22 protein-coding genes are annotated in these 21,967 nt (G+C 71.9%); 13 read left to right on the top strand and 9 right to left on the bottom strand.

Translation table 11 applies throughout. The annotated features are described in order from the left end of the window. Position 1 precedes the first annotated feature (1 nt). Complete coding sequence (locus ACZ6ZP_RS25745; protein ID WP_361465970.1) at positions 2-907, bottom strand: glycoside hydrolase family 16 protein; 906 nt, start codon at positions 905-907, stop codon at positions 2-4. Between the two features lie 234 nt (positions 908-1,141). Between ACZ6ZP_RS25745 and ACZ6ZP_RS25740 the strand changes: the two genes are divergently transcribed. From ACZ6ZP_RS25740 to ACZ6ZP_RS25725, 4 genes are all read left to right on the top strand, one after another. Then, complete coding sequence (locus tag ACZ6ZP_RS25740; protein ID WP_351165912.1) at positions 1,142-1,957, top strand: SAM-dependent methyltransferase; 816 nt, start codon at positions 1,142-1,144, stop codon at positions 1,955-1,957. A 112-nt stretch (positions 1,958-2,069) separates the two neighbouring features. Continuing rightward, on the top strand, positions 2,070-2,603 hold the full coding sequence (locus ACZ6ZP_RS25735; protein ID WP_383821779.1) for a 2Fe-2S iron-sulfur cluster-binding protein: 534 nt from the start codon (positions 2,070-2,072) through the stop codon (positions 2,601-2,603). After that, positions 2,600-3,595 carry an FAD binding domain-containing protein gene (locus ACZ6ZP_RS25730; protein WP_399978874.1) on the top strand — a complete coding sequence of 332 codons (996 nt, stop codon included), beginning with the start codon at positions 2,600-2,602 and terminating at the stop codon, positions 3,593-3,595. Before ACZ6ZP_RS25735 ends, ACZ6ZP_RS25730 begins: the two co-directional genes overlap by 4 nt. 32 nt (positions 3,596-3,627) lie before the next feature. Next, on the top strand, positions 3,628-5,724 hold the full coding sequence (locus ACZ6ZP_RS25725) for a xanthine dehydrogenase family protein molybdopterin-binding subunit (RefSeq protein WP_469408548.1): 2,097 nt from the start codon (positions 3,628-3,630) through the stop codon (positions 5,722-5,724). A gap of 91 nt (positions 5,725-5,815) precedes the next feature. Here ACZ6ZP_RS25725 and ACZ6ZP_RS25720 read toward each other — a convergent pair whose 3' ends face one another. Both ACZ6ZP_RS25720 and ACZ6ZP_RS25715 read right to left on the bottom strand, forming a co-directional pair. Next, positions 5,816-6,838: a PHP domain-containing protein gene (locus ACZ6ZP_RS25720; RefSeq protein WP_469408547.1), complete on the bottom strand. Its 1,023-nt coding sequence runs from the start codon at positions 6,836-6,838 to the stop codon at positions 5,816-5,818. 124 nt (positions 6,839-6,962) lie between these two features. Beyond that, positions 6,963-7,145: a hypothetical protein gene (locus ACZ6ZP_RS25715; RefSeq protein ID WP_351165900.1), complete on the bottom strand. Its 183-nt coding sequence runs from the start codon at positions 7,143-7,145 to the stop codon at positions 6,963-6,965. A 250-nt stretch (positions 7,146-7,395) separates the two neighbouring features. Between ACZ6ZP_RS25715 and ACZ6ZP_RS25710 the strand changes: the two genes are divergently transcribed. Together ACZ6ZP_RS25710 and ACZ6ZP_RS25705 are read left to right on the top strand one after the other, a co-directional pair. Then, the gene (locus tag ACZ6ZP_RS25710) at positions 7,396-8,706 is read left to right on the top strand and encodes a PP2C family protein-serine/threonine phosphatase (RefSeq protein WP_351165898.1); all 1,311 of its coding nucleotides are present in this window, start codon (positions 7,396-7,398) and stop codon (positions 8,704-8,706) included. Between the two features lie 134 nt (positions 8,707-8,840). Further along, positions 8,841-9,338, top strand: a complete 498-nt coding sequence (locus tag ACZ6ZP_RS25705; protein WP_351166262.1) for a DUF5709 domain-containing protein — start codon at positions 8,841-8,843, stop codon at positions 9,336-9,338. Between the two features lie 38 nt (positions 9,339-9,376). Here the strand turns inward: ACZ6ZP_RS25705 and ACZ6ZP_RS25700 are convergent, their stop codons facing one another. Next, complete coding sequence (locus tag ACZ6ZP_RS25700) at positions 9,377-9,949, bottom strand: GNAT family N-acetyltransferase (RefSeq protein WP_351165896.1); 573 nt, start codon at positions 9,947-9,949, stop codon at positions 9,377-9,379. A gap of 137 nt (positions 9,950-10,086) precedes the next feature. On the opposite strand from ACZ6ZP_RS25700, the gene ACZ6ZP_RS25695 reads away from it, so the two are divergent. From ACZ6ZP_RS25695 to ACZ6ZP_RS25675, 5 genes are all read left to right on the top strand, one after another. After that, complete coding sequence (locus tag ACZ6ZP_RS25695) at positions 10,087-10,527, top strand: hypothetical protein (protein WP_469408545.1); 441 nt, start codon at positions 10,087-10,089, stop codon at positions 10,525-10,527. Positions 10,528-10,622: 95 nt separating this feature from the next. Beyond that, a complete protein-coding gene (locus tag ACZ6ZP_RS25690) occupies positions 10,623-11,312 on the top strand; it encodes a 2-phosphosulfolactate phosphatase (RefSeq protein ID WP_469408544.1) in 690 nt (229 codons plus the stop codon). A gap of 275 nt (positions 11,313-11,587) precedes the next feature. After that, the gene (locus ACZ6ZP_RS25685; RefSeq protein ID WP_351165890.1) at positions 11,588-12,229 is read left to right on the top strand and encodes a carbonic anhydrase; all 642 of its coding nucleotides are present in this window, start codon (positions 11,588-11,590) and stop codon (positions 12,227-12,229) included. 54 nt (positions 12,230-12,283) lie between these two features. Beyond that, positions 12,284-13,831, top strand: coding sequence for a SulP family inorganic anion transporter (locus ACZ6ZP_RS25680; RefSeq protein WP_361465990.1), 1,548 nt, complete (start codon positions 12,284-12,286; stop codon positions 13,829-13,831). A 208-nt stretch (positions 13,832-14,039) separates the two neighbouring features. Next, complete coding sequence (locus ACZ6ZP_RS25675) at positions 14,040-14,474, top strand: VOC family protein (RefSeq protein ID WP_351165885.1); 435 nt, start codon at positions 14,040-14,042, stop codon at positions 14,472-14,474. A 56-nt stretch (positions 14,475-14,530) separates the two neighbouring features. Here the strand turns inward: ACZ6ZP_RS25675 and ACZ6ZP_RS25670 are convergent, their stop codons facing one another. Beyond that, the gene (locus ACZ6ZP_RS25670; RefSeq protein WP_361466073.1) at positions 14,531-15,280 is read right to left on the bottom strand and encodes an SDR family NAD(P)-dependent oxidoreductase; all 750 of its coding nucleotides are present in this window, start codon (positions 15,278-15,280) and stop codon (positions 14,531-14,533) included. A gap of 157 nt (positions 15,281-15,437) precedes the next feature. On the opposite strand from ACZ6ZP_RS25670, the gene ACZ6ZP_RS25665 reads away from it, so the two are divergent. Next, positions 15,438-15,881, top strand: a complete 444-nt coding sequence (locus ACZ6ZP_RS25665) for an NUDIX hydrolase (protein ID WP_469408543.1) — start codon at positions 15,438-15,440, stop codon at positions 15,879-15,881. Between the two features lie 23 nt (positions 15,882-15,904). Here ACZ6ZP_RS25665 and ACZ6ZP_RS25660 read toward each other — a convergent pair whose 3' ends face one another. The 4 genes from ACZ6ZP_RS25660 to ACZ6ZP_RS25645 all read right to left on the bottom strand — a co-directional run bounded on the left by ACZ6ZP_RS25660 (position 15,905) and on the right by ACZ6ZP_RS25645 (position 20,663). Further along, positions 15,905-17,971, bottom strand: coding sequence for an iron ABC transporter permease (locus tag ACZ6ZP_RS25660; protein ID WP_469408540.1), 2,067 nt, complete (start codon positions 17,969-17,971; stop codon positions 15,905-15,907). A 4-nt stretch (positions 17,972-17,975) separates the two neighbouring features. After that, positions 17,976-18,956 (bottom strand): iron-siderophore ABC transporter substrate-binding protein, encoded by a 981-nt coding sequence (locus ACZ6ZP_RS25655; RefSeq protein WP_351165877.1) that lies wholly within the window; start codon positions 18,954-18,956, stop codon positions 17,976-17,978. Beyond that, positions 18,953-19,759 carry an ABC transporter ATP-binding protein gene (locus ACZ6ZP_RS25650; protein ID WP_469408676.1) on the bottom strand — a complete coding sequence of 269 codons (807 nt, stop codon included), beginning with the start codon at positions 19,757-19,759 and terminating at the stop codon, positions 18,953-18,955. Before ACZ6ZP_RS25650 ends, ACZ6ZP_RS25655 begins: the two co-directional genes overlap by 4 nt. 310 nt (positions 19,760-20,069) lie before the next feature. Further along, complete coding sequence (locus ACZ6ZP_RS25645; RefSeq protein ID WP_351165873.1) at positions 20,070-20,663, bottom strand: hypothetical protein; 594 nt, start codon at positions 20,661-20,663, stop codon at positions 20,070-20,072. Positions 20,664-21,023: 360 nt separating this feature from the next. Here ACZ6ZP_RS25645 and ACZ6ZP_RS25640 point away from each other — a divergent pair, with 360 nt between their 5' ends. Then, entirely contained in the window at positions 21,024-21,965 is a 942-nt protein-coding gene (locus tag ACZ6ZP_RS25640; protein ID WP_351165871.1) for a YihY/virulence factor BrkB family protein, read from the top strand. Positions 21,966-21,967 lie beyond the last annotated feature (2 nt).

The raw sequence follows: 21,967 nt of genomic DNA, 5'->3' as shown, positions 1-21,967 counted from the left end.
CCTACTTCCAGTCGTACGCGTACGCGGCGACCCAGGTGATCTCCAGCTGCGCGCTGCTGCCGGGCGCCGCTCCCGGGCCTTCGAGCGCGCTCTCGTTCTGCAGGACCCAGGACAGCGGATGGTCCGGCACACCCCTGGTGTCCTGTCCCGTCTCCCGCCCGTCCACGAAGAAGCGCACGCGCCCGGGAGTCCATTCGGTCGACACCGTGTGCCACTCGGTCCACTTGTCGGCGCCGCGGTACGTGCCCTGCTCCCCGCCGCCGCACGGATGGTGGAAGGCGGTGAGGTCCCCGGCCCAGTTGCCCTCGGGGTGGTCCATCTCGCAGCCGCCGCCGTAGTGCAGCCACGCCGACTTGTATCCGGGGGCAGGCTTGGTCACCTTGATACGGGCGCTGTACTTGCCGTACTTCATCTGCATGACGGCACGCGGTACGACCGCGGCGGCATGGACCGGCCCTCCGTCGTCAGGCCGCCACATCCGGATACGCATGCGGCCGTCGCCGTTCTCCGCAGGGCCCACGCTCACGGTGTCCTCCGGGTGGTAGACGCCCACGACATCGCGGCCCCGGTCGTTGGCCGTGTCACGCCAACCGGTGGGATACGCCCACCAGTTGGCGCGGTAGGAACCCTTGAGGCCCTCGCAGTACGCGGCGGACGTGTCGGCGTGATGGTCGCAGTCGCTGAACGCGCCGAGCGGCACCCGGTCGCCGTTGAAGTCCTCGGCGACGACCTGCCAGAACGGGCCGCAGTCGCCGCGCGGCAGCTCCGTGCCGACGCTGCCGCAGGCGTCGGCCGACTGCGGCGCTCCCCCGGCGCTCGGGATGGACAACAGGGCCGCCAGCAGTCCCGCGCCGAGCGCCGCCACCACGACCGGCCTGCGCCGTCCGGCCGCCGCGTGTGATCCCATCGCGCTGCCCTTCCTCCCGGCCGCACACGCCCCACAGGAACCGGCGGACACCTCAGGCGAAGGGGTCATCCTCGCGGAGGCAGCAGGGCGCCGCCAGACCGCTGACACGACCTCTTCATGGCGCGCCGGTCACAGAACTCGCCGAGAACGTGAACTGGTGTACGCGTCGGCGCGGTTGGGACATAGGTTGTGCGTTGAACAGTTCACGCCTCGGTGGAAAGACGGACGCTACCCATGACCGACCACGCCACGACGCCCGGACCTGCGGCGCATCAGAAGATCGACACATCGGTGCCGCACTCGGCCCGGATCTGGAACTACTGGCTGGGCGGGAAGGACAACTATCCCGTCGACGAGGCGGCGGGCGACGCCTACAGCGCCGTCTTCCCCGGCATCGTCACCGTCGCCCGCAGCAGCCGCGCCTTCCTGCGCCGCAACATCACCCACCTGGTCACCGAGGCGGGCATCGGGCAGTTCCTGGACATCGGCACCGGCCTGCCGACCGTGGACAACACCCACGAGGTCGCCCAGCGGCTCGATCCCCGCACCAAGATCGTGTACGTCGACCACGACCCGATGGTCCTCGCGCACGCCCGCGCCCTGCTCACCTCCACTCCCGAGGGAGCCACCGCGTACGTCGACGCCGATCTGTCCGACCCCGACCGCATCCTGGCGGCCGCAGCCGAGACGCTCGACCTCACCCGCCCCACCGCCCTGATCCTCAGCAACATCCTGGGCCACGTCGCCGACTACGACCAGGCGCGCTCCATCGTCACCCGTCTGATGGAAGGCCTGCCCTCCGGCAGCTACCTCTCCATCAACGACGGTTCGCGGGGCACCGACACGGACTACGAACAGGCCCAGGACGCCTACAACGAAACCGGCGCCGTCCCCTACTTCCTGCGCCCCGTCGACCAGATCACCGCGTTCTTCGACGGCCTGGACCTGCTGGCCCCCGGAGTCGTCTCGGTCCCCTTCTGGCGCCCGGACACCGACACCCCCGCCCCGGAGCCCATCGGCGAACACGGCGGCCTGGCCCGCAAACCGTGACGACACCCTGACGGCGCCCGGCATGCCGGAACGTGTGTCCTGACTCAGGCTGGTTACGCGGTGACACCGCGGACGTCACGCAGACCAGACTTCGACGAGGGAGCAGAGCGCCATGGGGACCGATGTGTTCCGCTCGGAAGTGCCCCTGACGGTGAACGGCGAGCCCTGCCGCGTCACCGTCGACCACCGTTCGACGCTGCTGGACGTCCTGCGCGAGCAGCTGGGTCTCACCGGCGCCAAGAAGGGCTGCGATCACGGCCAGTGCGGTGCCTGCACCGTGCTGGTCGACGGTCGCCGCGCGAACAGCTGTCTGCTGCTGGCCGTCGCTCACGACGGGTGCGCCGTCACCACCGTCGAGGGGCTGCGCGGCACCGATGGTGAGCGGCTGCACCCCCTGCAGCAGGCCTTCCTGGAGCGCGACGCCTTCCAGTGCGGCTACTGCACCCCCGGACAGATCTGTTCGGCCGTCGGCGCCCTGGAGGAGGCCGCGGCGGGCCACGCCTCGCACGTGACGGATCCGGGCGCCGACACCGGCGCGCCCGTGGAGCTGACCCGGGACGAGATCCGTGAGCGGCTCAGCGGCAACCTGTGCCGTTGCGGCGCCTATCCGCACATCGTCGAGGCCGTCGAGGACGTGACCCGGTGAAGCCCTTCCGGTACGTACGCGCCTACAGCGTCGAAGAGGCGGCCGCGGCCCACGCGGGCCGGCCCGGCTCCCGCTATCTGGGCGGCGGCACCAATCTCGTCGACCTGATGAAGCTGGGCGTGGAGCGGCCCGGCACGCTGATCGACGTCAGCAGGCTGCCGCTGGACGCCGTCGAGGAACTGCCGGACGGCTCCGTCCGCGCCGGTGCGACGGTGCGCAACAGCGACCTGGCCGCCCATCCGCTGGTGCGCGAGCGCTACCCCGTTCTGTCCCAGGCGCTGCTCGCGGGAGCCTCGGGCCAGCTGCGCAATGTGGCCACGACCGGCGGCAACCTGCTCCAGCGCACCCGCTGCCCCTACTTCCAGGACCTGAGCAAGCCGTGCAACAAGCGCGAGCCCGGCACCGGCTGCGGCGCGCGCGACGGCGTCCACCGCGACCACGCGGTCCTGGGCCACTCGACGCAGTGCATCGCCACCCACCCCTCCGACATGGCCGTCGCGCTCGCCGCACTGGACGCCCAGGTGGAGCTGCACGGCGTACGGGGACGGCGCACCCTGCCCGTCACCGAGTTCCACCGCCTGCCCGGCGACCGTCCGGACCTGGACACCGAGATCGCACCCGGCGAACTGATCACCGGAGTGGTGCTCCCGGCCGCGGCCGCGCGGCTGCCGTCCGCCTACCGCAAGGCCCGCGACCGCGCCTCCTACGCCTTCGCGCTCGCCTCGGTGGCCGTGGTCCTGGACGTCGAGGACTCCGTCGTACGCGAGGTGCGGATCGCGTTCGGCGGGCTGGCCCACCGGCCCTGGCGTGCCGTGCGTGCCGAGCGGGAGCTGGTGGGCGGCGCGCCGAGCGACGAGGCGTTCCGGCGGGCCGTGGACGCCGAGCTGTCGGCGGCCGAGCCGCTGCGGGACAACGTGTTCAAGGTGCGTCTCGCCCGCAACCTCGCCTGTGACGTCCTGAGCCGGCTCGCCGACTCACCCTCCGCCACCTGACCAAGACCCCGCCCGCCCTCAGGGAGAACCCCATGCCGGACACCGTCAGCGCACTCGGAGCGCCCGCCGAGCGCAGGGAGGGCCCCCAGAAGGTGACCGGGACCGCCCGCTACGCCGCCGAGCACACGCCGGAAGGCTGCGCCTACGCCTGGCCGGTGCCCGCCACGGTGGCGCGCGGCACGGTCAGCGCCGTCGACGCCTCGGCGGCCCTGGCGCTGCCCGGTGTCGTCGAAGTCCTCACCCACCTCAACGCGCCGCGCCTGGAGAAGCCGGACGACGCCACGCTGGCCGTACTCCAGAACGCGCGCGTTCCGCACCGGGGCTGGTACGTCGCGCTCGTCGTCGCCGACAGTCTGGAGGCCGCCCGCGAGGGCGCCGCAGCCGTCCGGGTCAGCTACGCCGAGGAGAAGCACGACGTCACCCTGAAGGCCGATCACCCCGACGCCCGTGTGCCGGAGGACGAGGACGGCACCTCGGGCGAGCACGTGCGCGGGGACGCGGAGGGGGCGTTCGCCTCCGCGCCCTCCCGCGTCGATGTCACCTACCGGGTGGCGCCGCTGCACAACCACCCCATGGAGCCGCACGCCTCCACCGCCCACTGGCAGGACGAGCGGCTGACCGTCCACGACTCCAGCCAGGGCGCCAGCACCGTCCGCGATGTCCTGGCCGGCCTGTTCGCGCTGCCCAAGGAGCGGATCACGGTCGTCTCCGAGCACGTCGGCGGCGGCTTCGGCTCCAAGGGCACGCCCCGCCCCCAGGTGGTGCTCGCCTCCATGGCGGCCCGCATGACCGGCAGGCCCGTCAAACTCGTCCTGCCGCGGCGCCAGTTGCCGGCCGTGGTGGGCCATCGCTCGCCGACCCTGCACCGGGTGCAACTGGGAGCGGACCGGGACGGCACGCTGACCTCGGTGATCCATGAGGTGACCGCGCACACCTCACGCATCAAGGAGTTCGTCGAGACGGCCGCCGCCGCCACGCGCATCATGTATCCCTCGCCGCACGCCCGCACCACCCACCGCGTGGTGCCGCTCGACGTGCCGAGCCCTTCGTGGATGCGGGCTCCGGGCGAGGCGCCGGGCATGTACGCGCTGGAGTCGGCGATGGACGAACTCGCCCAGACGCTCGGCATCGACCCCATCGAGCTGCGGCTGCGCAACGACACCCAGCGGGAGCCCGACAGCTCCAAGCCCTTCAGCAGCCGCCACCTCGCCGAGTGTCTGCGCGAGGGAGCCCGCCGCTTCGGCTGGTCCGAGCGCGACCCGCGCCCCCGCTCGCGCGCCGAGGGGCCCGTTCTGGTGGGCAGCGGAGTCGCCGCGGCCACCTACCCGGTGGTCGTCGCGCCCTCCCGGGCCAGCGCCCACGCCTACCCGGACGGCAGCTTCGTGGTCCGCGTCAACGCCACCGACATCGGCACCGGCGCCCGCACCGTGCTCGCCCAGGTCGCCGCCGACGCGCTGGGCGTCCCGCTGGACTCCGTGCGCACGGACATCGGCAACAGCGACCTGCCGGCCGCGCCGCTGGCGGGCGGTTCCTCCGGGACGGCCTCCTGGGGCTGGGCCGTCCACGAGGCCTGTACGCGGCTGGCCGCCCGCCTGGCGGGACAGCAGGGGCAGCAGCTGCCCCCGGAGGGCGTGGGCGCCACCGCCGACACGGCCGGCAAGGCCGACGCGGACAGCGCCTACTCCCGCCACTCCTTCGGCGCCCACTTCGCCGAAGTCGGCGTGGACACGGTCTCCGGCGAGGTCCGGGTGCGCCGCCTGCTCGGCGTCTACGCGGCCGGGCACATCCTCAACTCCCGTACCGCACGCTCGCAGTTCATCGGCGCGATGACGATGGGCCTGGGCATGGCGCTGACCGAGGGCAGCACCATGGACGCGGCCTTCGGCGACTTCACGGAGGCCGACCTCGCCGCCTATCACGTACCGGCGCACGCGGACGTGCCCGCGATCGAGGCGCACTGGATCGACGAGGAGGACCCCCACCTCAACCCCATGGGCAGCAAGGGCATCGGCGAGATCGGCATCGTCGGAACGGCGGCGGCCATCGGCAACGCGGTGCACCACGCGACCGGACTGCGGCTGCGCGAGCTGCCCCTGACGCCCGACCGGCTGCTGGCGGGCGGTCTCTGAGCGATCTCCGAGCCCGCTCCGAGCGTTCTCCGAGCGGGCTCCGCACCCCAGGCCCCCCGACACAACCGCAGACCCCCGACGCCGAGCCCTCTCAGGCAGCCGCCCGGCTCTGCGCCGTCCACGCCAGCAGTCTCTCCGCCGTCCAGGTCGTCACCACGCGCTCGGCGGGCACCCCGCACTCCTCGGCCCGCGCGCACCCGATCACCTGCCAGTCCAGCTGACCCGGTGCGTGCGCGTCGGTGTCCACGGAGAACAGCACTCCGGCGTCCACCGCCCGGCGCAGCAGCCGGCGCGGCGGGTCGAGCCGCTCCGGACGGCTGTTGATCTCCACGGCCGTGCCGTGGTCCGCGCACGCGGCGAACACCGCGTCCGCGTCGAACTGCGACTCCGGCCTGCCGCGCCCGGTGACGAGCCGGCCGGTGCAGTGCCCGAGCACGTCGGCCCGCGGATCGCTGACGGCGGCGACCATGCGCCGGGTCATCGCGGCGGCGTCCATGCGCAGCTTGGAGTGCACCGAGGCGACCACCACGTCGAGCTGGTCGAGCAGCTCGGGTTCCTGGTCGAGCGAGCCGTCGTCGAGGATGTCGCACTCGATGCCCGTGAGCAGCCGGAAGGGCGCCCAGCGCTCGTTGAGGTCGGCCACCACCGCCAGCTGCTCGCGCAGCCGCTCCGGCGACAGACCGCGCGCGATGGTCAGCCTCGGCGAGTGGTCGGTGAGCACGGCCCACTCATGGCCCAGCGCCCGCGCCGCCCGGCCCATCTCCTCGATCGGACTGCCGCCGTCGGACCAGTCGGAGTGCAGGTGGCAGTCGCCGCGCAGCAGCGCCCGCAGCCGGGTACCGCCCTCGACGAGCGGGGCGTCCGCCTCGCCCTCGAGCCGCTCCAGGTACCCCGGCACGTCGCCGGCCAGCGCCTCGCGGACCACACCGGCGGTCTTGGGCCCGATGCCCTTGAGCGACTCCAGGGACCCGTCGGCGACGCGCCGCGCCGCCTCGCCGTCGGCCAGGTCACCGATCACCGCGGCCGCGGTGCGAAAGGCCTTCACGCGGTAGGTCGGGGCGCGGCCACGCTCCAGCAGAAAGGCGATCCGTTCCAGCGCCCGCACGGGATCCATCGGCACCTCCGGCCATCGGGACTGCGACGGCGTACGTGTGCTTCCAGCGTCGCCCACAACGGGCGGCGGGGCATGTGAGGGCCGCGGGGCTGTGAGGCCGGGGCCTTCCCTGCCCCGTCGAGGCCTACGCCGCGGGTTCGGCGGACGGGGCGTCCGGGGCGACCGTGATCGGCCCCCTGAAGTCCAGCACGGCTTCGGCTCTCTGCTGGGTCTCCTCGGCGGCCTTGCGGGCTGTCGCGAGGACGTCGCCGTGCTCCTGGACGAGGGTGTCGTAGATCGGCGCCTCAGCGGCGTCATTGGCTGGCATGACCAGCGGCTCCTTGTTCGGTGACTGTATTGGTCGGTTCGGCCGCATGCGGCCGGTCCGCGACCTTACGCTGCGCTTGCGGGCCTCCGCGGACCGGGGTCAACCGCTGAGACGGCCGGCCCGGTGGACCGGGGCAGGCGCCTAGGAGCCGGAAATCGGGCGGGCGCAGGCGCAGAACGTGCCCCGCCCGCCCCAAGCCGGGCGCGATCCGGGACCCGGTGTGAGACTGCTCATGAGGCGGTGATCACAGATGTCGAGCCAGCCCAGGGAGCCCGGAGCCGGAAACGCCGGACCGGGAGACGCCGGATCAGGAAACGCCGGGCCCGACAGCTACGGGCCCGACAGCTCCGGACCCGCGCGCTCGGGCCCCGGCCCCCGGCAGCCCGGCCCCGGGGAGCAGCTGTTCGAGCAGCTGCTCGCCTCGGCGCACGCGGCGGCGCCCATGGAGCTGCCCGCCCTGGCCCAGCGCTTCGCCGACGCCGTCGGGCTCGACCGGATCGACGTGTACCTCGTGGACATCCAGCAGCGGTGCCTGGTGCCGCTGGCTGCGGGACCGGACCCGCTCACGGTGGACACCACCGTCGCCGGTTCGGCCTACCGGGCGCACGCGCTGCGCGTCGAGGAGCTGGCCCAGGGCCGGATCGTCGCCTGGCTGCCGCTGATCGACGGCGCCGAGCGGCTCGGCGTGATCGGTGCCACGGCGTCGGTCATCGACGTCGCGCTGCTGCGCCGCTGCCGCATGCTGGCCTCCGTCCTGGCCATGACGATCACCTCCAAGCGGGCGTCGAGCGACAGCTTCGCGCGCCGGACACGGTCCGAGACCATGCAGCTGCCCGCCGAGATGCTGCGGGCCTTCCTGCCGCCCAGGACCATCGGCAACTCCCACGTGATCTCCACCGCCGTGCTCGAACCGGCGTACGAGATCGGCGGCGACGCCTTCGATCACTCCCTGACCCCCTCGACCCTGCACGTGGCGATCCTGGACGCCATGGGCCACAACCTCGCCTCGGGTCTCACCACCGCCGTGGCCATGGCCGGCTGCCGCAACGCCCGCCGGGCCGAGGCCACGCTGACCGAGCTCGTCGACACCGTCCAGCACGCGCTGGCCGGGTGGCTGCCCGAGCAGTTCTGCACCGGCATCCTCGCCCAGCTCGACCTGGCCTCCGGCCTGCTGCGGTGGTGCAACTGCGGCCATCCGCCACCGCTGCTGATCCGGGACCACCGCGTACTGGACCGGGCGCTGGAGCGGCCGGCCCAGCCGCCCATGGGCACCCCCGCCCTGCTGGCCGACGTGGAGTGGGAGGTCCACGAGGAGGCGCTCCAGCCGGGTGACCGCGTGCTGATGTACACCGACGGCGTCACCGAGCTGCGGACCGGGGGCGGCGCCGAATTCGGCCTGGAGCGGTTCACGGACAGCATCATCCGTGCCACCGCGGCGGGCGAACCGGCGCCCGAGGCCCTGCGCCAGCTCATTCACTCCATCCTCGACCGCCAGGACAACCAACTGCGCGACGACGCGACGCTGTTGCTCCTCGAATGGCGTCCGCCGGGAACGCGGTGACCTGCCGACCGGTCGCGTGGCCCCCGCTCCCCCGCATGCCGGAACGTGTGTTCTGGATCAGGGTGGATACACGGGACAACAGCAGCATCAGTCGCGCGTGAAGGAGGACGAGCACCGTGGGAAACGACGAGGTCATGGGCGACGAGGTCTACCAGCCCGATGCCGAGGAGGTCCGCGAGGACGAGGGCATCCTCGACGCGGAGGACACGCTCAGCGACCGCGGGGCTGATCCCTACGACGAGGGCTGGTCGCCGCCCGAGCGGCCCCTCGGCGTGGCCCACACCGGCACCACCGCTCAGGAGCAGCAGGACGGCGAGAGCCTGGCCGAACGCCTCTCCGAGGAGCGGCCCGACCCCGCGCTCGAAGTCCCCGATCCGGCCGAGGACGACGACGGCATCGGGGACACGACCGACACCGACGGCGAGCCGATCGACGAGACGCAGGTCGGGGACGCCCGCGCCGGGCGCCTGTTCGCCCCCGACGAGGGGGCCAGCGTGGACGCGGAGGACGACGCCGAACAGGACATGATCGGCGAGGACATGGGCATCGACGGCGGGGCGGCCTCCGCCGAGGAGGCCGCGGTGCACGTCATCGACCCCGACGCCGCCGGCCGGCCGGACTCCGCGGGCTGACGTGGCAGCCCAGGGCGTGGCCCGCGGCTGCCGGCGTCTCAGCGCAGGTCGAGCCGCATCAGGATGCGGGGATGACCGGCCAGCACGGAGGTCGTGTCGGCGGCGTGGGTGAATCCGGCGCGCTCGAAGTTCTTGCGGAGACCGGCGTACGCCATCGTCAGGTCGACCTTGGCGGCTCCGTTGTCGAGTGGGTACGCCTCGACGGCGGGTGCGCCGTGGGCGCGGGCGAACTCGACAGCGCCTTCGATCAGGGCGTGCGAGATCCCCTGCTTGCGATGGCCGGGCCGTACGCGGACGCACCACAGCGACCAGACCGGCAGATCGTCGACGTGCGGGATCTTCCGGTTCCGCGCGAAGGACGTCTCCGAGCGGGGCGCCACGGCCGCCCAGCCCACCGGCTCGTCGCCGTCGTAGGCCAGCACTCCCGGCGGGGGATTCGCACGGCACAGCTCGGCGACGTACTCACCGCGGGCAGGACCGCGGAGCTCGTTGTTGAGCTTGGACGGGATCCGGTAGCTCAGGCACCAGCAGACATTGGCGTCGGGTGACTTCGGGCCGACCACGGCACGGACATCCTCGAAGACCGAAGCGGGGCGTACGTCGATGGACATGGCCCCACAGTGGCACGCGTAGCGGCAGTGATCGTGGCAGTGGCGCGGCGGAGCCCAATTCCTCGGTGATGCGGTTCTTCCGAGCAAAGGCGGGCAGCTGAGAAGTCTCTGTCCGCCGCGCCGATACGGGGTGTGCCATGGTCGGAACTGCCGCAGGCAGCGACTCGACGTTCGTCCGGGGCATGGCTGTCTTCTCCGCCATCGCCACCGCCGCCCTTTACCTCCTCGGCCTCGCGGCCGTCGGCCTCGCTGTCGGCGAGGTGGGAGGGGGCGCGGATTCCACACCCCCGCGCGAGTGCCGCGACGCGTCCCAGCGTCCGCGGGACGCACAGGTGTCGGCCCATGAGGTGCGGTTCCTTCCGCTGAACGTCATGTGCCGTACGACCGACGGGCACGTGTTCACCAGCCCGGTCGTCCCCTCCTGGCTCAACCCCGCCCTGACGACCGCCTTCGCAGGCTCGCTCGCCTTCACGGCGGGCGCTTTGGTGCAGACGAATCGACGAACGGCGGCGCGGTCACGGTACGGCCGAGGAGACGGACTGGAAGACGAACTCGCCGCACCGGCACCGGGCCGCTGATCCCCCCAAGTCCCCAGTAGCCTCCTGCCGTCCAGCGGTTGCAGCCAGCCGGAAAATCATGCCCTTCGGATGATCCGGAGCGTCAGAATGGCGCGATGGATCATCGCTTTGTAGGCATACCCGAGTTGACCGACGTTCCCCGTGTCGCCGTCGTCGTCGACGTCATGCGCGCCTTCACCGTGGCCGCCTGGGCCTTCTCTCGTGGTGTCGAGAGGATCGTCCTGGCCTCGACGGAGAGTGAGGCGCTGGCTTTGAAGGAGGGCCGGCCGGGGTGGCTGGCCTTGAAGGACGGAGCTCCGGCAGCGGGCTTCGACGCGGTGAACTCGCCCGGCCTGCTCAGGTCGCGGGACTTCACCGGTCGCACGCTGGTGCAGAAGACGACGGCGGGGACCGTGGGCGCGCTGGCCGTCGCCAACGCGCCGCTGGTCCTGTGCGCGAGCTTCGTGGTGGCCGGCCCGACCGCGCGGTTCCTGCGGGCGAAGGATGCCGGTCCGGTGACGTTCGTCGTCACCGGCGAGGGTGGGCGGGCCGACGAGGACCTGGCCTGCGCCGAATACATCGGGCAGTGCATGGACGGAGGCGATGTCGAGGCGGCCCCGTATCTCCACCGGGCGAGGGCTTCTCGTGCCGCGGCGGAGCTCGCCGGCGGGCTGCGGAGCGGGTACCACCCCGACGATGTGGACCTCTGCCTGGAGATCGACCGGTTCCCCTTCGCGATGGTGGCCCGCCAGGAAGAGTCGCTGACGGCGCTCCGTCCCGTTGTCGTTAACGGAACGGCCTCATGAGCTCCACATGATCTCCACGTGAACCCTTGACCAACGGTTGAGGGTTGGATCAACTCCCAGCTCAGGGGCGTTTATTACTCAATCTTTGGCAGATTTTTGCTCTGTCATCAGAGGTTAATGCAATGGCAAAGTGAGAGACACAGCTGAAGTACAGGCTGTCACCGGGGCGACGTGGAGCCCGCTGTCACTCAGCGGCCCGCGCCGCCTCACTGTCACCATCGACCCGACCACACCGCGTCCCGGCTCCGCCGCAGTGACGCAGGAGGCAGGCCATCATGAAGTCCCTGATCGACAACGCCCGTTCCTTCGCCGCGACCCACGTCGCGGCCCCTCAAAACGCCGCGGCCTTCCAGGCCCTCGGGGCCGGCCAATCGCCCGAAGCCCTGTTCGTCACGTGCTCCGACTCACGCGTCGTACCGGCCCTGATCACCGGCGCACGCCCCGGTGAACTCTTCGAACTCCGCACCGCGGGCAACGTCGTACCGCCCTACCCCTCCGGCAACGACGCCGGCCGGGAGGGCCGCCCCCTGAGCGAGGCAGCCACCATCGAGTACGCGGTGTGCGTACTCGGAGTCCGCGACATCGTCGTCTGCGGACACTCGCACTGCGGCGCGGTGGGCGCCCTGGTGCGGGGCGAAGACCTGTCGGCCGTGCCGGCCGTGCGCGACTGGCTGGACCACTCCGTCGCCCCCGACGCCGCCGTGCGCGCTCTCGTCCCGGCCTCCGCCGACGTGGCCGAGGCCGTGCAGACACACGTGCTCGCACAGGTGGAGAGGTTGCGCGCGTACCCCTGCGTGAGAGAGCGGATCGACGAGGGCTCGCTCACCCTGCACGCCTGGTACTACGAAGTACACACCGGCACCGTCACCGCCCATCGTCCGTCGTTCGACGACCGGCCGGCGTTCGGTCCGCTGTGAGAGCCGCCGCGCCCCACCGACCGGACCGCTCCCACGACAGGACCCCCCACCCTCATGCCCTCCTTCCTCTCCTCCCTTCGCTCCCCCTTCCGCCCACTGCGTGAACCGGGCGTCCTGCGCCAGGACTTCCTCGCCTCACTCGTCGTCTTCCTGGTCGCCCTGCCGCTGTGCGTCGGCGTGGCGGTCGCCTCCGGCGTCCCGGCCGAACTGGGCCTGGTCACCGGCATCGTCGGCGGCCTGGTCGTCGGCTTCCTGCCGGGCAGCGCCCTTCAGGTGAGCGGGCCCGCCGCCGGACTGACCGTGCTCGTCTTCGAGGCGGTGCAGGAGTTCGGGCTCGGCATGCTCGGCGCGATCGTGCTGCTCACCGGCGCCCTGCAGATCGTCCTCGGCCTGCTGCGCTGCGGCCGGTGGTTCCGCGCCATCTCCGTGTCCGTCGTACAGGGCATGCTGGCAGGCATCGGACTCGTCCTGATCCTCGGTCAGCTGTACACGATGGCCGGCGCCGAACAGCCGCGCTCCGGGCTCGAGAAGATAGCCGGGCTGCCCGGACTCCTTGCCGACGTGCTGGGTGACACCACCTCACTGACCGCCGTGGCATTGGGTCTTGGCACCATCGCCGTGCTGGTCCTGTGGCCGAAGCTGCCCGCGGCCGTGCGCGTGGTGCCCGCCCCGCTGGCCGCCGTCGCCCTGGCCACCGCCGTGTCCGCCGGGCTGAGCCTGGACGTGGCCAACGTGACGGTGCGCGGTCTGTTCGACGCCATTCAGCCGCCGGGCTTCGGCGACCTGACGGCCCTGGGCGGCGTGGCCGTGCTCGGCACGGTCCTGGCCTTCACCCTCATCGCCTCGGCCGAATCGCTGTTCAGCGCCGCCGCGGTGGACCGCATGCACGACGGACCGCGCACGCAGTACGACAAGGAGCTCGTCGCCCAGGGCGTCGGCAACACGGTGTGCGGCGTGCTCGGCGCACTGCCGATGACGGCGGTCATCGTGCGCAGCTCGGCCAACGTCGAGGCCGGCGCCCGCACACCGCTCTCCCGCGTCCTGCACGGCGCCTGGCTGCTGCTGTTCGCCGTGCTCCTTCCGGCCGCGCTCGGCATCATCCCGCTGGCGGCGCTCGCGGGTGTACTGGTCCATGCGGGCTGCAAGCTGATCCCCGTCAAGGAGATCGTCCCGCTGGCCCGCGCCCACCGGGGCGAGGCCCTGGTCCTTGCCACCACCGCGATCGCCATCGTGGTGACCAACATGTTCGAGGGCGTCGTCCTCGGATTGGTGCTCGCCGTGGTCAAGTCCGCCTGGGACACCTCCCATGTCCACCTGGACGTACGGGAGTTGACCGGCGGGCGGATGGTGGTCACCCTCACGGGCAACGCCACGTTCCTGCGGCTGCCGCGCATCCTGGAGACGCTGGAGGCCCTGCCCAAGGACCGGCCCATCGAACTGGACCTGACCGCGCTGCGCCATCTGGACCACGCCTGCCGCACGACCCTGGAGAACTGGGCGATGCGGCACAACGACAGCGGTACGGAGGCCGTACGCATGAAGACGTTCCCGGTTTCCGATGCCGGGACCGAGGAACCCGTGGAGGCACCGATGCGGCGCTGACGCGTCCGCCCCACCTGCCCGCCGCGACGCCCGCCACCCGCCCCGGTGGCGGGCGTCGCGGTGTCCCGCGAAATCCATCCGCCGAAGCAGGCATGACGCCGACTTCTCCGGGCACCCGCCTCTATGGCCCCGCCGCGTCCCCCCGTCGCGGCGGGGTCGCTGTGCTCTGCCCCCTTGCCACGGGGCACCGTTTTGCTACGGTGCGCCGATGTCATCGATCAAGCAGTTCCAAGTCACCTTCGACTGCGCTGAGCCCGCGCGCCTGGCCGGCTTCTGGTGCGAGGTGTTGGGGTACGTCCTTCCGCCGGTCCCGAAGGGGTTCGCCAGTTGGGAGGAGTACCACCGCTCGCTGCCGCCTGAGGAGCAGGTCACCTACTTCGCGTGCAGTGATCCCTCGGGTGCGGGCCCGCGCCTGCTCTTCCAACGCGTTCCCGAAGGGAAGATCGTCAAGAATCGGGTGCATCTCGACGTGCGAGCCGGTACAGGACTCGTCGGTGATGAGCGCCTCGCCACGCTGGAGGCCGAATGCGCACGGCTGGTCGCGCTCGGCGCCGTACACGTGCGCACGCTGCTTGCCGACGACGACAACGAGTCGTGCGTCCTGATGCAGGACATCGAGGGCAACGAGTTCTGTCTCGACTGAGCCTCCAGCGGCGCCACCTGCCGCGGCGTCCGGTTCGGCATCCCCATGCTGAACTCCTAGTCGACGATGGCCCCGCAGGAGATGTTCACGTCGGTCGACGTCAGCGTGCGGGCCCGGTCCGAGGCCACGAACGCGGCCACTTGGCCGACGTCCCTCAGCTCGGCGGTCCGCCCCAGCAGCGTCGCCTCCTCGAGCGCGGCGGTGATCTCGTCGCCTCCCGGGAAGCCCTCGGGGATGGCCTGGGGCACGCCGCCCGACTTCAGCGTGACCACGCGGACGCCGTGCGGCCCGAGTTCGCACGCCCACTGGCGGCGCAGCCCTTCCAGCGCGTCGAGGGCGACCTTGAAGCCGCCCAGACCCGGCAGGGTCTGCGGCCCGCCCCCGCCGAAGGCCAGGATGACGCCCGTCCCGCGGGGCACCATGTGCCGGGCCGCGGCCCGGGTGGTCAGGAACTGCGAGCGCAGCACCGTCGTCACGGGCTGCAGGAAGTCGTCCACCGAGATCTTCTGGAGCGGTTCCTGGACATCGGCGGCTCCGATGGCGTTGAACGAGATGTCGATCCGCCCGGCCTGGGCGACGATGCCGTCCACGCACTCCGCCACCGCCCGTTCGTCCAAGGCGTCGACGACCACGGGCTGCGCCAGGCCGCCGCCCGAGCGGATCGTCCCGGCGAGCGCGTCGAGGGTGGCCCGGGTGCGTCCGGCGACGAACACCCGGGCTCCTTCCTCGGCGAAGGCTCGGGCCGCCGCTCCACCGATCGCCCCGCCGGCCCCGTACACCACAGCGATCTTGTTCTCCAGCAGCATCTCCACCACGCCCTTGCGAAACGGACCTCTCCGGATTCCTCCGGCTTCCATGAGATACGTCGGAGCGGCCCACCGGAATTCGACACGTCGGCCCGCTTTCCGGCTGATGCGTGACGGGCGATGGGTGCTGCTGGGGTGCGTGGGGAAGACGGCCCCTATGACATACGACAGTGAGACGGGCGTCGCCCACGGCATCGGCGCGGAAGAGCCGCTGGCCGTGGTGGCCGCCGCGATCGTTCAGGAGAGCCGCCTGCTGGTCGTCAGCAAGCAGGCGGCTCCCGACGTCTTCTATCTGCCGGGCGGCAAGCCCGATGCGGGTGAGGCCCGACTGGAGACCCTGGTCCGCGAACTGGACGAAGAGCTCGGCGTGCAGCCCCTGGAGCCGCGGTTCCTGGCCGACGTCGAGGCCATGGCCGCCCTGGAGCGGGCGCCCATGAGGCTGTCGGTCTTCGAGGCACGCATCAGCAAGGAGCCCGAGCCCGCCGCCGAGCTGGCCGCCCTGCGGTGGATCTCCGGGCGGGAAGGGGACGTTCAGCTCTCCCCCGCGGTCAGGGACCACGTCCTGCCGCTGCTCAGGCAGCGCGGCAGCATCGCCTCATAGCGCGGCACGCGGCCGCCGCCCCACTAGCGGCGGCTGCGCACCAGCAAGTACACGAAGTACGGCGTCCCCACGACCGCCGTCATGAGTCCCGCGCCCAGCTGGGCCGGGGCGATGACGGTCCGGCCCAGCAGGTCCGCGAGGCAGACCAGAGAAGCGCCCAGCAGCATCGCGACCGGAACGACCCGTGCGTGGCGTCGGCCCACCAGCGCGCGTGCCGCGTGCGGCGCCACCAGTCCCACGAAGCCGATCGTGCCCGCCGCGGCCACCGCGGTGGCGCTGAGCAGCACGCTCACGACGAGGAAGCCGAGACGTCCGCGTGCCAGGTCCAGGCCCAGGAGCCGCGGGGTGTCCTCGTCGAGCGACACGAGGTCGAGTTCCTTGCGGCGGGCGATGGCCACGACCGTCCCGGCCACGAGCACGGCCGCGACCGGCAGGATGTCGGTGCCGGACCGTCCGTAGGTGGAGCCCGAGAGCCAGATCAGCGCCTTGGTCGCGCTGAACCGGTCGGTGAGCACGATCAGCAGGCTGATCAGCGCCATCGTTCCCGAGGACACACCGATGCCGACCAGGACGAGCCTGCTGTTCTGGAAGCCGCCCTTCGCCGCGAGGCCGAAGACGACCAGGGAGCTGACCGCGGCGCCGGCGAACGCCGCGCCCGCGATGCTCCACGGCCCGGCGCCCGGCGCCGAGGTGACGAGGATGACGGCGCCGAGCGCCGCTCCGCCCGAGACGCCGAGGACACCGGGTTCCGCGAGCGGATTGCGGGTCACGGACTGCACGAGCGTGCCGGACAGGGCGAGCGCGGCACCCGCGCAGAGTGCGGCGAAAACCCGTGGCACCCGGGTGTCCAGGACGAAGGTGATGGCCTGTCCCGACTGTCCCCGCACCCAGTTGACCACGTCGCCGAGCAGGAGCGTGCTGTCGCCGACGAGCACCGCGGCGGTCATGACGCCGGCCAGCGCGGCCACGAGGACCACCACGGTGACGAGGTAGGCGGTCCTGCTCGGGATGCGCAGCCGGTCCGGCGCCGAGGCACCGGCGCCGTCGCGCGTGCGCATCGCCATGACGACGAGGAACACGGCGCCGACGACGCTGGTGATGACGCCCGTGGGCACGGTGACCGCGGTCTGCGAGGACGTCACGGCGCGCAGGAGCACGTCGGAGCCCAACACGAGGGCGGCGCCCACCAGACCGGCGACGGGGATGCGGGTCCGGTGGCGCAGCAGGCCACGGACGCGGCCCGCGAGTGGCCGCACCAGGGCCGGCGCGCACAGGCCGACGAAGGCGATGGGCCCGGCCAGCGTCACCGCGCCGGCCGAGAGCAGCGAGGCGAGGACGACGGCCGTGACGCGGGTGCCGCGGACCGGGATGCCCAGGCCCCGCGCGGCGTCGTCGCCCAGAGCCAGGGCGTCGATGCGGCGGGCGATGAGCACCAGGCCCACCAGCGCGGCCAGGACGACGGGCGCCATGTCGGCCACTCCGTCGAAGCCGTTCTGGCTGATGCTTCCCTGGCCCCACTGGTAGAGGCCCTGGGTCTGTTCGGGCGCCAGCAGGAGCAGCGCCTCGGTGATGGCGTTGAGCCCCAGGGCCAGCGCGCTGCCCGCGAGGACGAGGCGGACGGTTCCGGCGCCGCGTCCGGCGAGCACGAGGACGACGGCGGCAGCCGCGAGGCCGCCGACGAACGCCACTCCCGATGAGGCCAGCAGCGGCGCCGTCGCACCGCTGGCGACCATGAGGGTGATCGCGAGGTATGAACCGGCGTTGACGGCGAGGGTGTCGGGTGCGGCGAGCACATTGCGGCTGACCGCCTGGAGGGCGGCGCCCGCCGCGCCGAGCGCGACGCCGACGAGTATCCCCGCGGCCATCCGCGGCAGGCGTGAGGCGATGACGACGGAGGAGTCGCCCTGCTCGGCCTGACCGGTGAGGGCCCGCCACACCTGGCCGGGACCGACGGACGCGGTGCCCTGCGTGATGTCGACGACCGCGAGAGCGGCGACCAGAAGAACGAGACCGGCCGTCACCGCGACCGCGCCCAAGGGGGAGGCGACCGCGCGCTCGGGCGTGGCTGAGTGCGTTGCGGTGACGGCCACGGCGCTACTTCTTCAGGGTGTCGACGAGGGCGTCGATGTACGCCTCCATCGCCCCGGGGCCGCCGAACATCCAGATGCCGTCGGGCAGCCGGTGCACCTCGTCGTCCTTGACGAACGGCAGCGACTTCCAGACGGAGTTGTCGGCGAGTTCGTCGGTGAACACGTCCGAGCTGTCGTCGCCCTTGTTGCCGATGTAGACGAACTTCACGTCGTCACCGAGCGCCGTGAGGCCCTCGACGTCGGTGGTGGCGAGTCCGTAGTCCTTGTCGCCCTTGATCTTCCAGGCGTTCTTCAGGCCGAGCTCCTCGTTGACGGCGCCGAGCAGGGAGTTGCTCGTGTAGCCGCGCAGGGAGACCTGGTTGGAGGCGGCGTAGCCGTCGGCGAAGGCGACCTTCGAACCGTCGAGCTTGGCCTCCTTCAGCGCCTTCTTGCCTTCGGCGACCTTGGCCTCGTACGACTCCTTCGCCTTCTTGGCCTCGCCGGTCGTGCCGGTGGCCTTGGCGATGACGTCCAGGGTGTCGAACATCTGGCCCACCTGGTCGGAGCCGTCGGCGGCCTTGACCTGGAGGACGGTGCCGACCTTCTGCATCTGCTTCACCGCGGAGGCCGACATGTCGGTCGTGGTGACGATGAGGTCGGGGGTGAGACCGGCGAGGGTGTCCATGCTCGGCTCGCCGCGGGTGCCGATGTCCTTGGGGTCGTTCTTGAGCGGAACGGCGGAGTCCCACGCCTTGTAGCCCTTGACGTCGGCGACACCGACGGGGTCCACGCCGAGCGTGACCAGGGACTCGACGACGTTCCACTCGGTGCCGACGACCTTCTTGGCCGGACCGTCGAGCTTCACCGTCTTGCCGTTGGCGTCGGTGAGGGTGATCGGCTCGGACTTCTTGTCCGCACTGGTCTTGGCGGGCTCGGAGGTGCCGCAGCCGGACAGGACGAGGGCCACGGCGGTGGCGGCCGCCGCGGCGAGGAGGGGGCGTCTCATGAGGAGGTGTGGAGCCTTTCGCTTCTGCTGTGGTGGCGGCCTATCGCGCGGGTGCGCAGCCGGCCGGTGAGGGGGTCGGTGTCGACCTCGATGCGGATGCCGTACGTCTCGGAGAGGCGCTCCGGTTGCAGTACGTCCTCGGGGGCGCCGTCGGCGACGATGCGCCCGGCGTCGAGCAGGGCGATCCGGTCGGCGACGGCGGCGGCCTGGTCGAGGTCGTGCAGGACGACGCCGACGGCGATGCCGCCGTCGTCCGCGAGGTCACGCATCAGGTCGAGGAGTTCGATCTGGTAGCCCAGGTCCAGGTAGGTGGTCGGCTCGTCGAGCAGCAGTACGCCGGTCTCCTGGGCCAGGCAGCTGGCGAGCCACACCCGCTGCAACTGCCCGCCCGAGAGCTGGTCGACGGCGCGGTCGGCCAGGTTGTCGACGCCGGTCAGGAGGAGCACGCGCTCCACCACGGCGGCGCCGCCCGCGTCGGCCTGGCCCCAGCGGCCCCGGTAGGGGTAGCGGCCGAACTCGACGACGTCACGGACGGTCAGGCCGCCCGGCGTGGGGCGTCCTTGGGTCAGGAGGGCGACGCGGCGGGCGAACTGGCGGGCGGTGAGGTCGAAGCCGTCGGCGGCCTCGGCCGTCCCGGAATCGAGGGTCAGCGTGCCGTGCCGTGCGCCCTGCAGGCGGGCGACGGTACGCAGCAGTGTCGACTTGCCGCTCCCGTTGGGGCCGACGAGAGCAGTCACTTCGCCGGGCCTGAGCTGGATGGCAGCGTCGTGCACGACATCGACGCCGTCGTACGACACGGTCATGTGCTCGGCGGACAATTCGTGACCGCGCGGACGTGTGGCGCTACCTGCGCGTTCACCTGATCTCACGGCGTGCAGGTTAGCCTAACCTTAGTCTGGCTGGAAGTAGGGGGTCGGAATCGGGGCGAACGGCACGAGCCTCACTCCCCCGCCGACGCCACCACCGAACCAGTCTGTCTTCTGTTCAACAAGGCCGCACGGCAGCCCAGTTGAAACGCCTTGAGCAGCGGTGCGCCCGGCCCGGGCGAGGGCCCGAACGCACCGATGCCGCCCATCGGTCGATATGACGGGCGGCACCGGAGCACACGGTTCGTCAGTACAGCTTGTTGACGGCCTTGAGGGTCGTGGTCTTGAAGTCGGCCACCTGCGCGTTGGCGAAATCGCCCATTTGCCCCCACTGGACGAGCGTCACCGTGTTGCCGTCGCGGCCGACCGAGAACATGTTGATGTCGGAGGCTCCCCACGTGGCCTCGGTGTGGACGCCGTAGACGTGGGCGCCCTCCTCGACGTTCAGCTTGCCGTAGTACTTCTGCGTCGCGGTGATCTCGGGATCCTGCTGCATGACCTTCTCGGCGCAGCCGGCGAGGTTCTTGCGCAGCAGGGCCGCGAAGTCCTTGGCGCGCTGCTCGCTGCGCTCCACCACCGTCACCTGGAGGGCGCCGGTGTCGAGGTCCGTGCGGTAGGCGCGGTGCACGGAGATCGACGGCAGGGCCTCACCCACGCACATCGGCAGCGGGTCGGGCTGCCCGGCGGTCACCGGACCGGCCGTCCACGCCGACGACGCGTGCGGCGGCAGTTCGGACGCGGCCAGGAACCGGGGCGAGCCGGCGGCGGCCGCCGGACCCGTACTGGCGACCACCCCCGCCACGGCCACTGCCGCACCCAGCGCACACAGTCCTCGGCTCATACGAACACTCATGATCGTCAACTCCCCGTTCACGGAGGGCCGGCTTGCCCGACCCCCACGCCACATACGACCCGCGACACCCTGCGTCCGTTGCCCTCGCTCGCGTCACAGCCCTGTCCGATATATCACCGAACGGTAACGTCCGCGGCTCTTCATCCGCCCGCCACGGGGAAGACGCATGGTCAGGGCGTGAACCTCCCCGCGCACGAGCGCCCAGGGCGGCTGCGATCGGCATCCGGGGGCAGGGGAAGATTACGTTCCGGATGCTCCCGCGTAACGGACCCGGGCGACCGGCGTCCAAGGGGCGGAGCGTGGACGGCGGTGCGTACACCGTCGGCAACGGACAACGAGGAGTAGCCCATGGACAGTTCCGCAACGCCTGCCCGTGCGACGTCTGCCCGCGTCGTGGACGGGTCCGGCGCGCTCGCCGCGCCCGCGGGACCGGCCGGGGCCCCGTCCCCGTGGGCGCGGCGGGGCGCCGCGCTGCGCCGCACCCCGGTGGCGATGTGGAACGACGACGTGTCGGACTGGGCCGCGGCCCTGACCTACTACGCGATCCTCGCCCTGCTGCCCGCCCTCCTGGTCACGGTCAGCCTGATCAGCCTGGTCAGTCCCGACACGACCCAGACGCTCATCGCCGAGGTCACCGACTGGGCTCCGGCGCAGTCGGGCAGCGCCTTGAACGACGTACTGACCGAGATGGCCGGCGCGCGTTCCGCCGCCGTGACCGTCGTGGTCGGCGGCGCCGTCAGCGCCCTGTGGTCCGCCTCCAGTTACGCGGCCGTCTTCCGCCGGGCGCTGCACGCGATGCACGGCGTGAAGGACACGCGGCCCGTGTGGCGCAAGGCGCACCGGGTGCTCATGACCGCCCTCGCCCTGCTCGCGCTGCTGGCGACCAGCGCGCTCGTACTCGTCCTCAGCGGCTCCCTCGTCCAGGCGGTCGGGCGGCGCGCCGGGGTCGGCGACGCGGGCCAGACCGTCTGGACCGTCCTGCGCTGGCCCGCTCTGGTCTGCCTGGTGGTCCTGCTCGTCCTCGTGCTCTTTCGCAACGCGCCGCCCTCGGAGCGCGGTTGGCGCCGCAGCCTGCCGGGCGGTCTGCTCGCCGCCCTGCTCTGGCTGGTGTCCTCGGGCCTGTTCACCCTGTACGCCTCGGGGTTCGGCACCTACGGCAAGCTCTACGGCTCCCTCGCGGGCGTGGTCGTCTTCCTGGTGTGGCTCTGGATGTCCAACCTGGCGCTGCTCGCCGGAGCGCAGTTCACGGTGGAGATGGCCCGCGCCCCGGCCGCCGCACCCGGGTCCTGAGG

Source organism: Streptomyces sp. NPDC054047, assembly GCF_055585065.1.
Note: the sequence above shows the minus strand (reverse complement) of the source record. Positions and strands in the feature narration are given on the sequence as shown.

Excerpts from the sequence above, each read along its gene's own strand:
- ACZ6ZP_RS25655 (WP_351165877.1), bottom strand. The coding sequence starts at position 18,956 with ATGAGACGCCCCCTCCTCGCCGCGGCGGCCGCCACCGCCGTGGCCCTC.
- ACZ6ZP_RS25645 (WP_351165873.1), bottom strand. The coding sequence starts at position 20,663 with ATGAGCCGAGGACTGTGTGCGCTGGGTGCGGCAGTGGCCGTGGCGGGG.
- ACZ6ZP_RS25665 (WP_469408543.1), top strand. The coding sequence starts at position 15,438 with ATGACATACGACAGTGAGACGGGCGTCGCCCACGGCATCGGCGCGGAA.
- ACZ6ZP_RS25675 (WP_351165885.1), top strand. The coding sequence starts at position 14,040 with ATGTCATCGATCAAGCAGTTCCAAGTCACCTTCGACTGCGCTGAGCCC.
- ACZ6ZP_RS25710 (WP_351165898.1), top strand. The coding sequence starts at position 7,396 with ATGTCGAGCCAGCCCAGGGAGCCCGGAGCCGGAAACGCCGGACCGGGA.
- ACZ6ZP_RS25680 (WP_361465990.1), top strand. The coding sequence starts at position 12,284 with ATGCCCTCCTTCCTCTCCTCCCTTCGCTCCCCCTTCCGCCCACTGCGT.
- ACZ6ZP_RS25725 (WP_469408548.1), top strand. The coding sequence starts at position 3,628 with ATGCCGGACACCGTCAGCGCACTCGGAGCGCCCGCCGAGCGCAGGGAG.
- ACZ6ZP_RS25720 (WP_469408547.1), bottom strand. The coding sequence starts at position 6,838 with ATGGATCCCGTGCGGGCGCTGGAACGGATCGCCTTTCTGCTGGAGCGT.
- ACZ6ZP_RS25740 (WP_351165912.1), top strand. The coding sequence starts at position 1,142 with ATGACCGACCACGCCACGACGCCCGGACCTGCGGCGCATCAGAAGATC.
- ACZ6ZP_RS25705 (WP_351166262.1), top strand. The coding sequence starts at position 8,841 with ATGGGCGACGAGGTCTACCAGCCCGATGCCGAGGAGGTCCGCGAGGAC.
- ACZ6ZP_RS25745 (WP_361465970.1), bottom strand. The coding sequence starts at position 907 with ATGGGATCACACGCGGCGGCCGGACGGCGCAGGCCGGTCGTGGTGGCG.
- ACZ6ZP_RS25685 (WP_351165890.1), top strand. The coding sequence starts at position 11,588 with ATGAAGTCCCTGATCGACAACGCCCGTTCCTTCGCCGCGACCCACGTC.
- ACZ6ZP_RS25735 (WP_383821779.1), top strand. The coding sequence starts at position 2,070 with ATGGGGACCGATGTGTTCCGCTCGGAAGTGCCCCTGACGGTGAACGGC.
- ACZ6ZP_RS25690 (WP_469408544.1), top strand. The coding sequence starts at position 10,623 with ATGGATCATCGCTTTGTAGGCATACCCGAGTTGACCGACGTTCCCCGT.
- ACZ6ZP_RS25700 (WP_351165896.1), bottom strand. The coding sequence starts at position 9,949 with ATGTCCATCGACGTACGCCCCGCTTCGGTCTTCGAGGATGTCCGTGCC.
- ACZ6ZP_RS25670 (WP_361466073.1), bottom strand. The coding sequence starts at position 15,280 with ATGCTGCTGGAGAACAAGATCGCTGTGGTGTACGGGGCCGGCGGGGCG.
- ACZ6ZP_RS25715 (WP_351165900.1), bottom strand. The coding sequence starts at position 7,145 with ATGCCAGCCAATGACGCCGCTGAGGCGCCGATCTACGACACCCTCGTC.
- ACZ6ZP_RS25695 (WP_469408545.1), top strand. The coding sequence starts at position 10,087 with ATGGTCGGAACTGCCGCAGGCAGCGACTCGACGTTCGTCCGGGGCATG.
- ACZ6ZP_RS25640 (WP_351165871.1), top strand. The coding sequence starts at position 21,024 with ATGGACAGTTCCGCAACGCCTGCCCGTGCGACGTCTGCCCGCGTCGTG.
- ACZ6ZP_RS25650 (WP_469408676.1), bottom strand. The coding sequence starts at position 19,759 with ATGACCGTGTCGTACGACGGCGTCGATGTCGTGCACGACGCTGCCATC.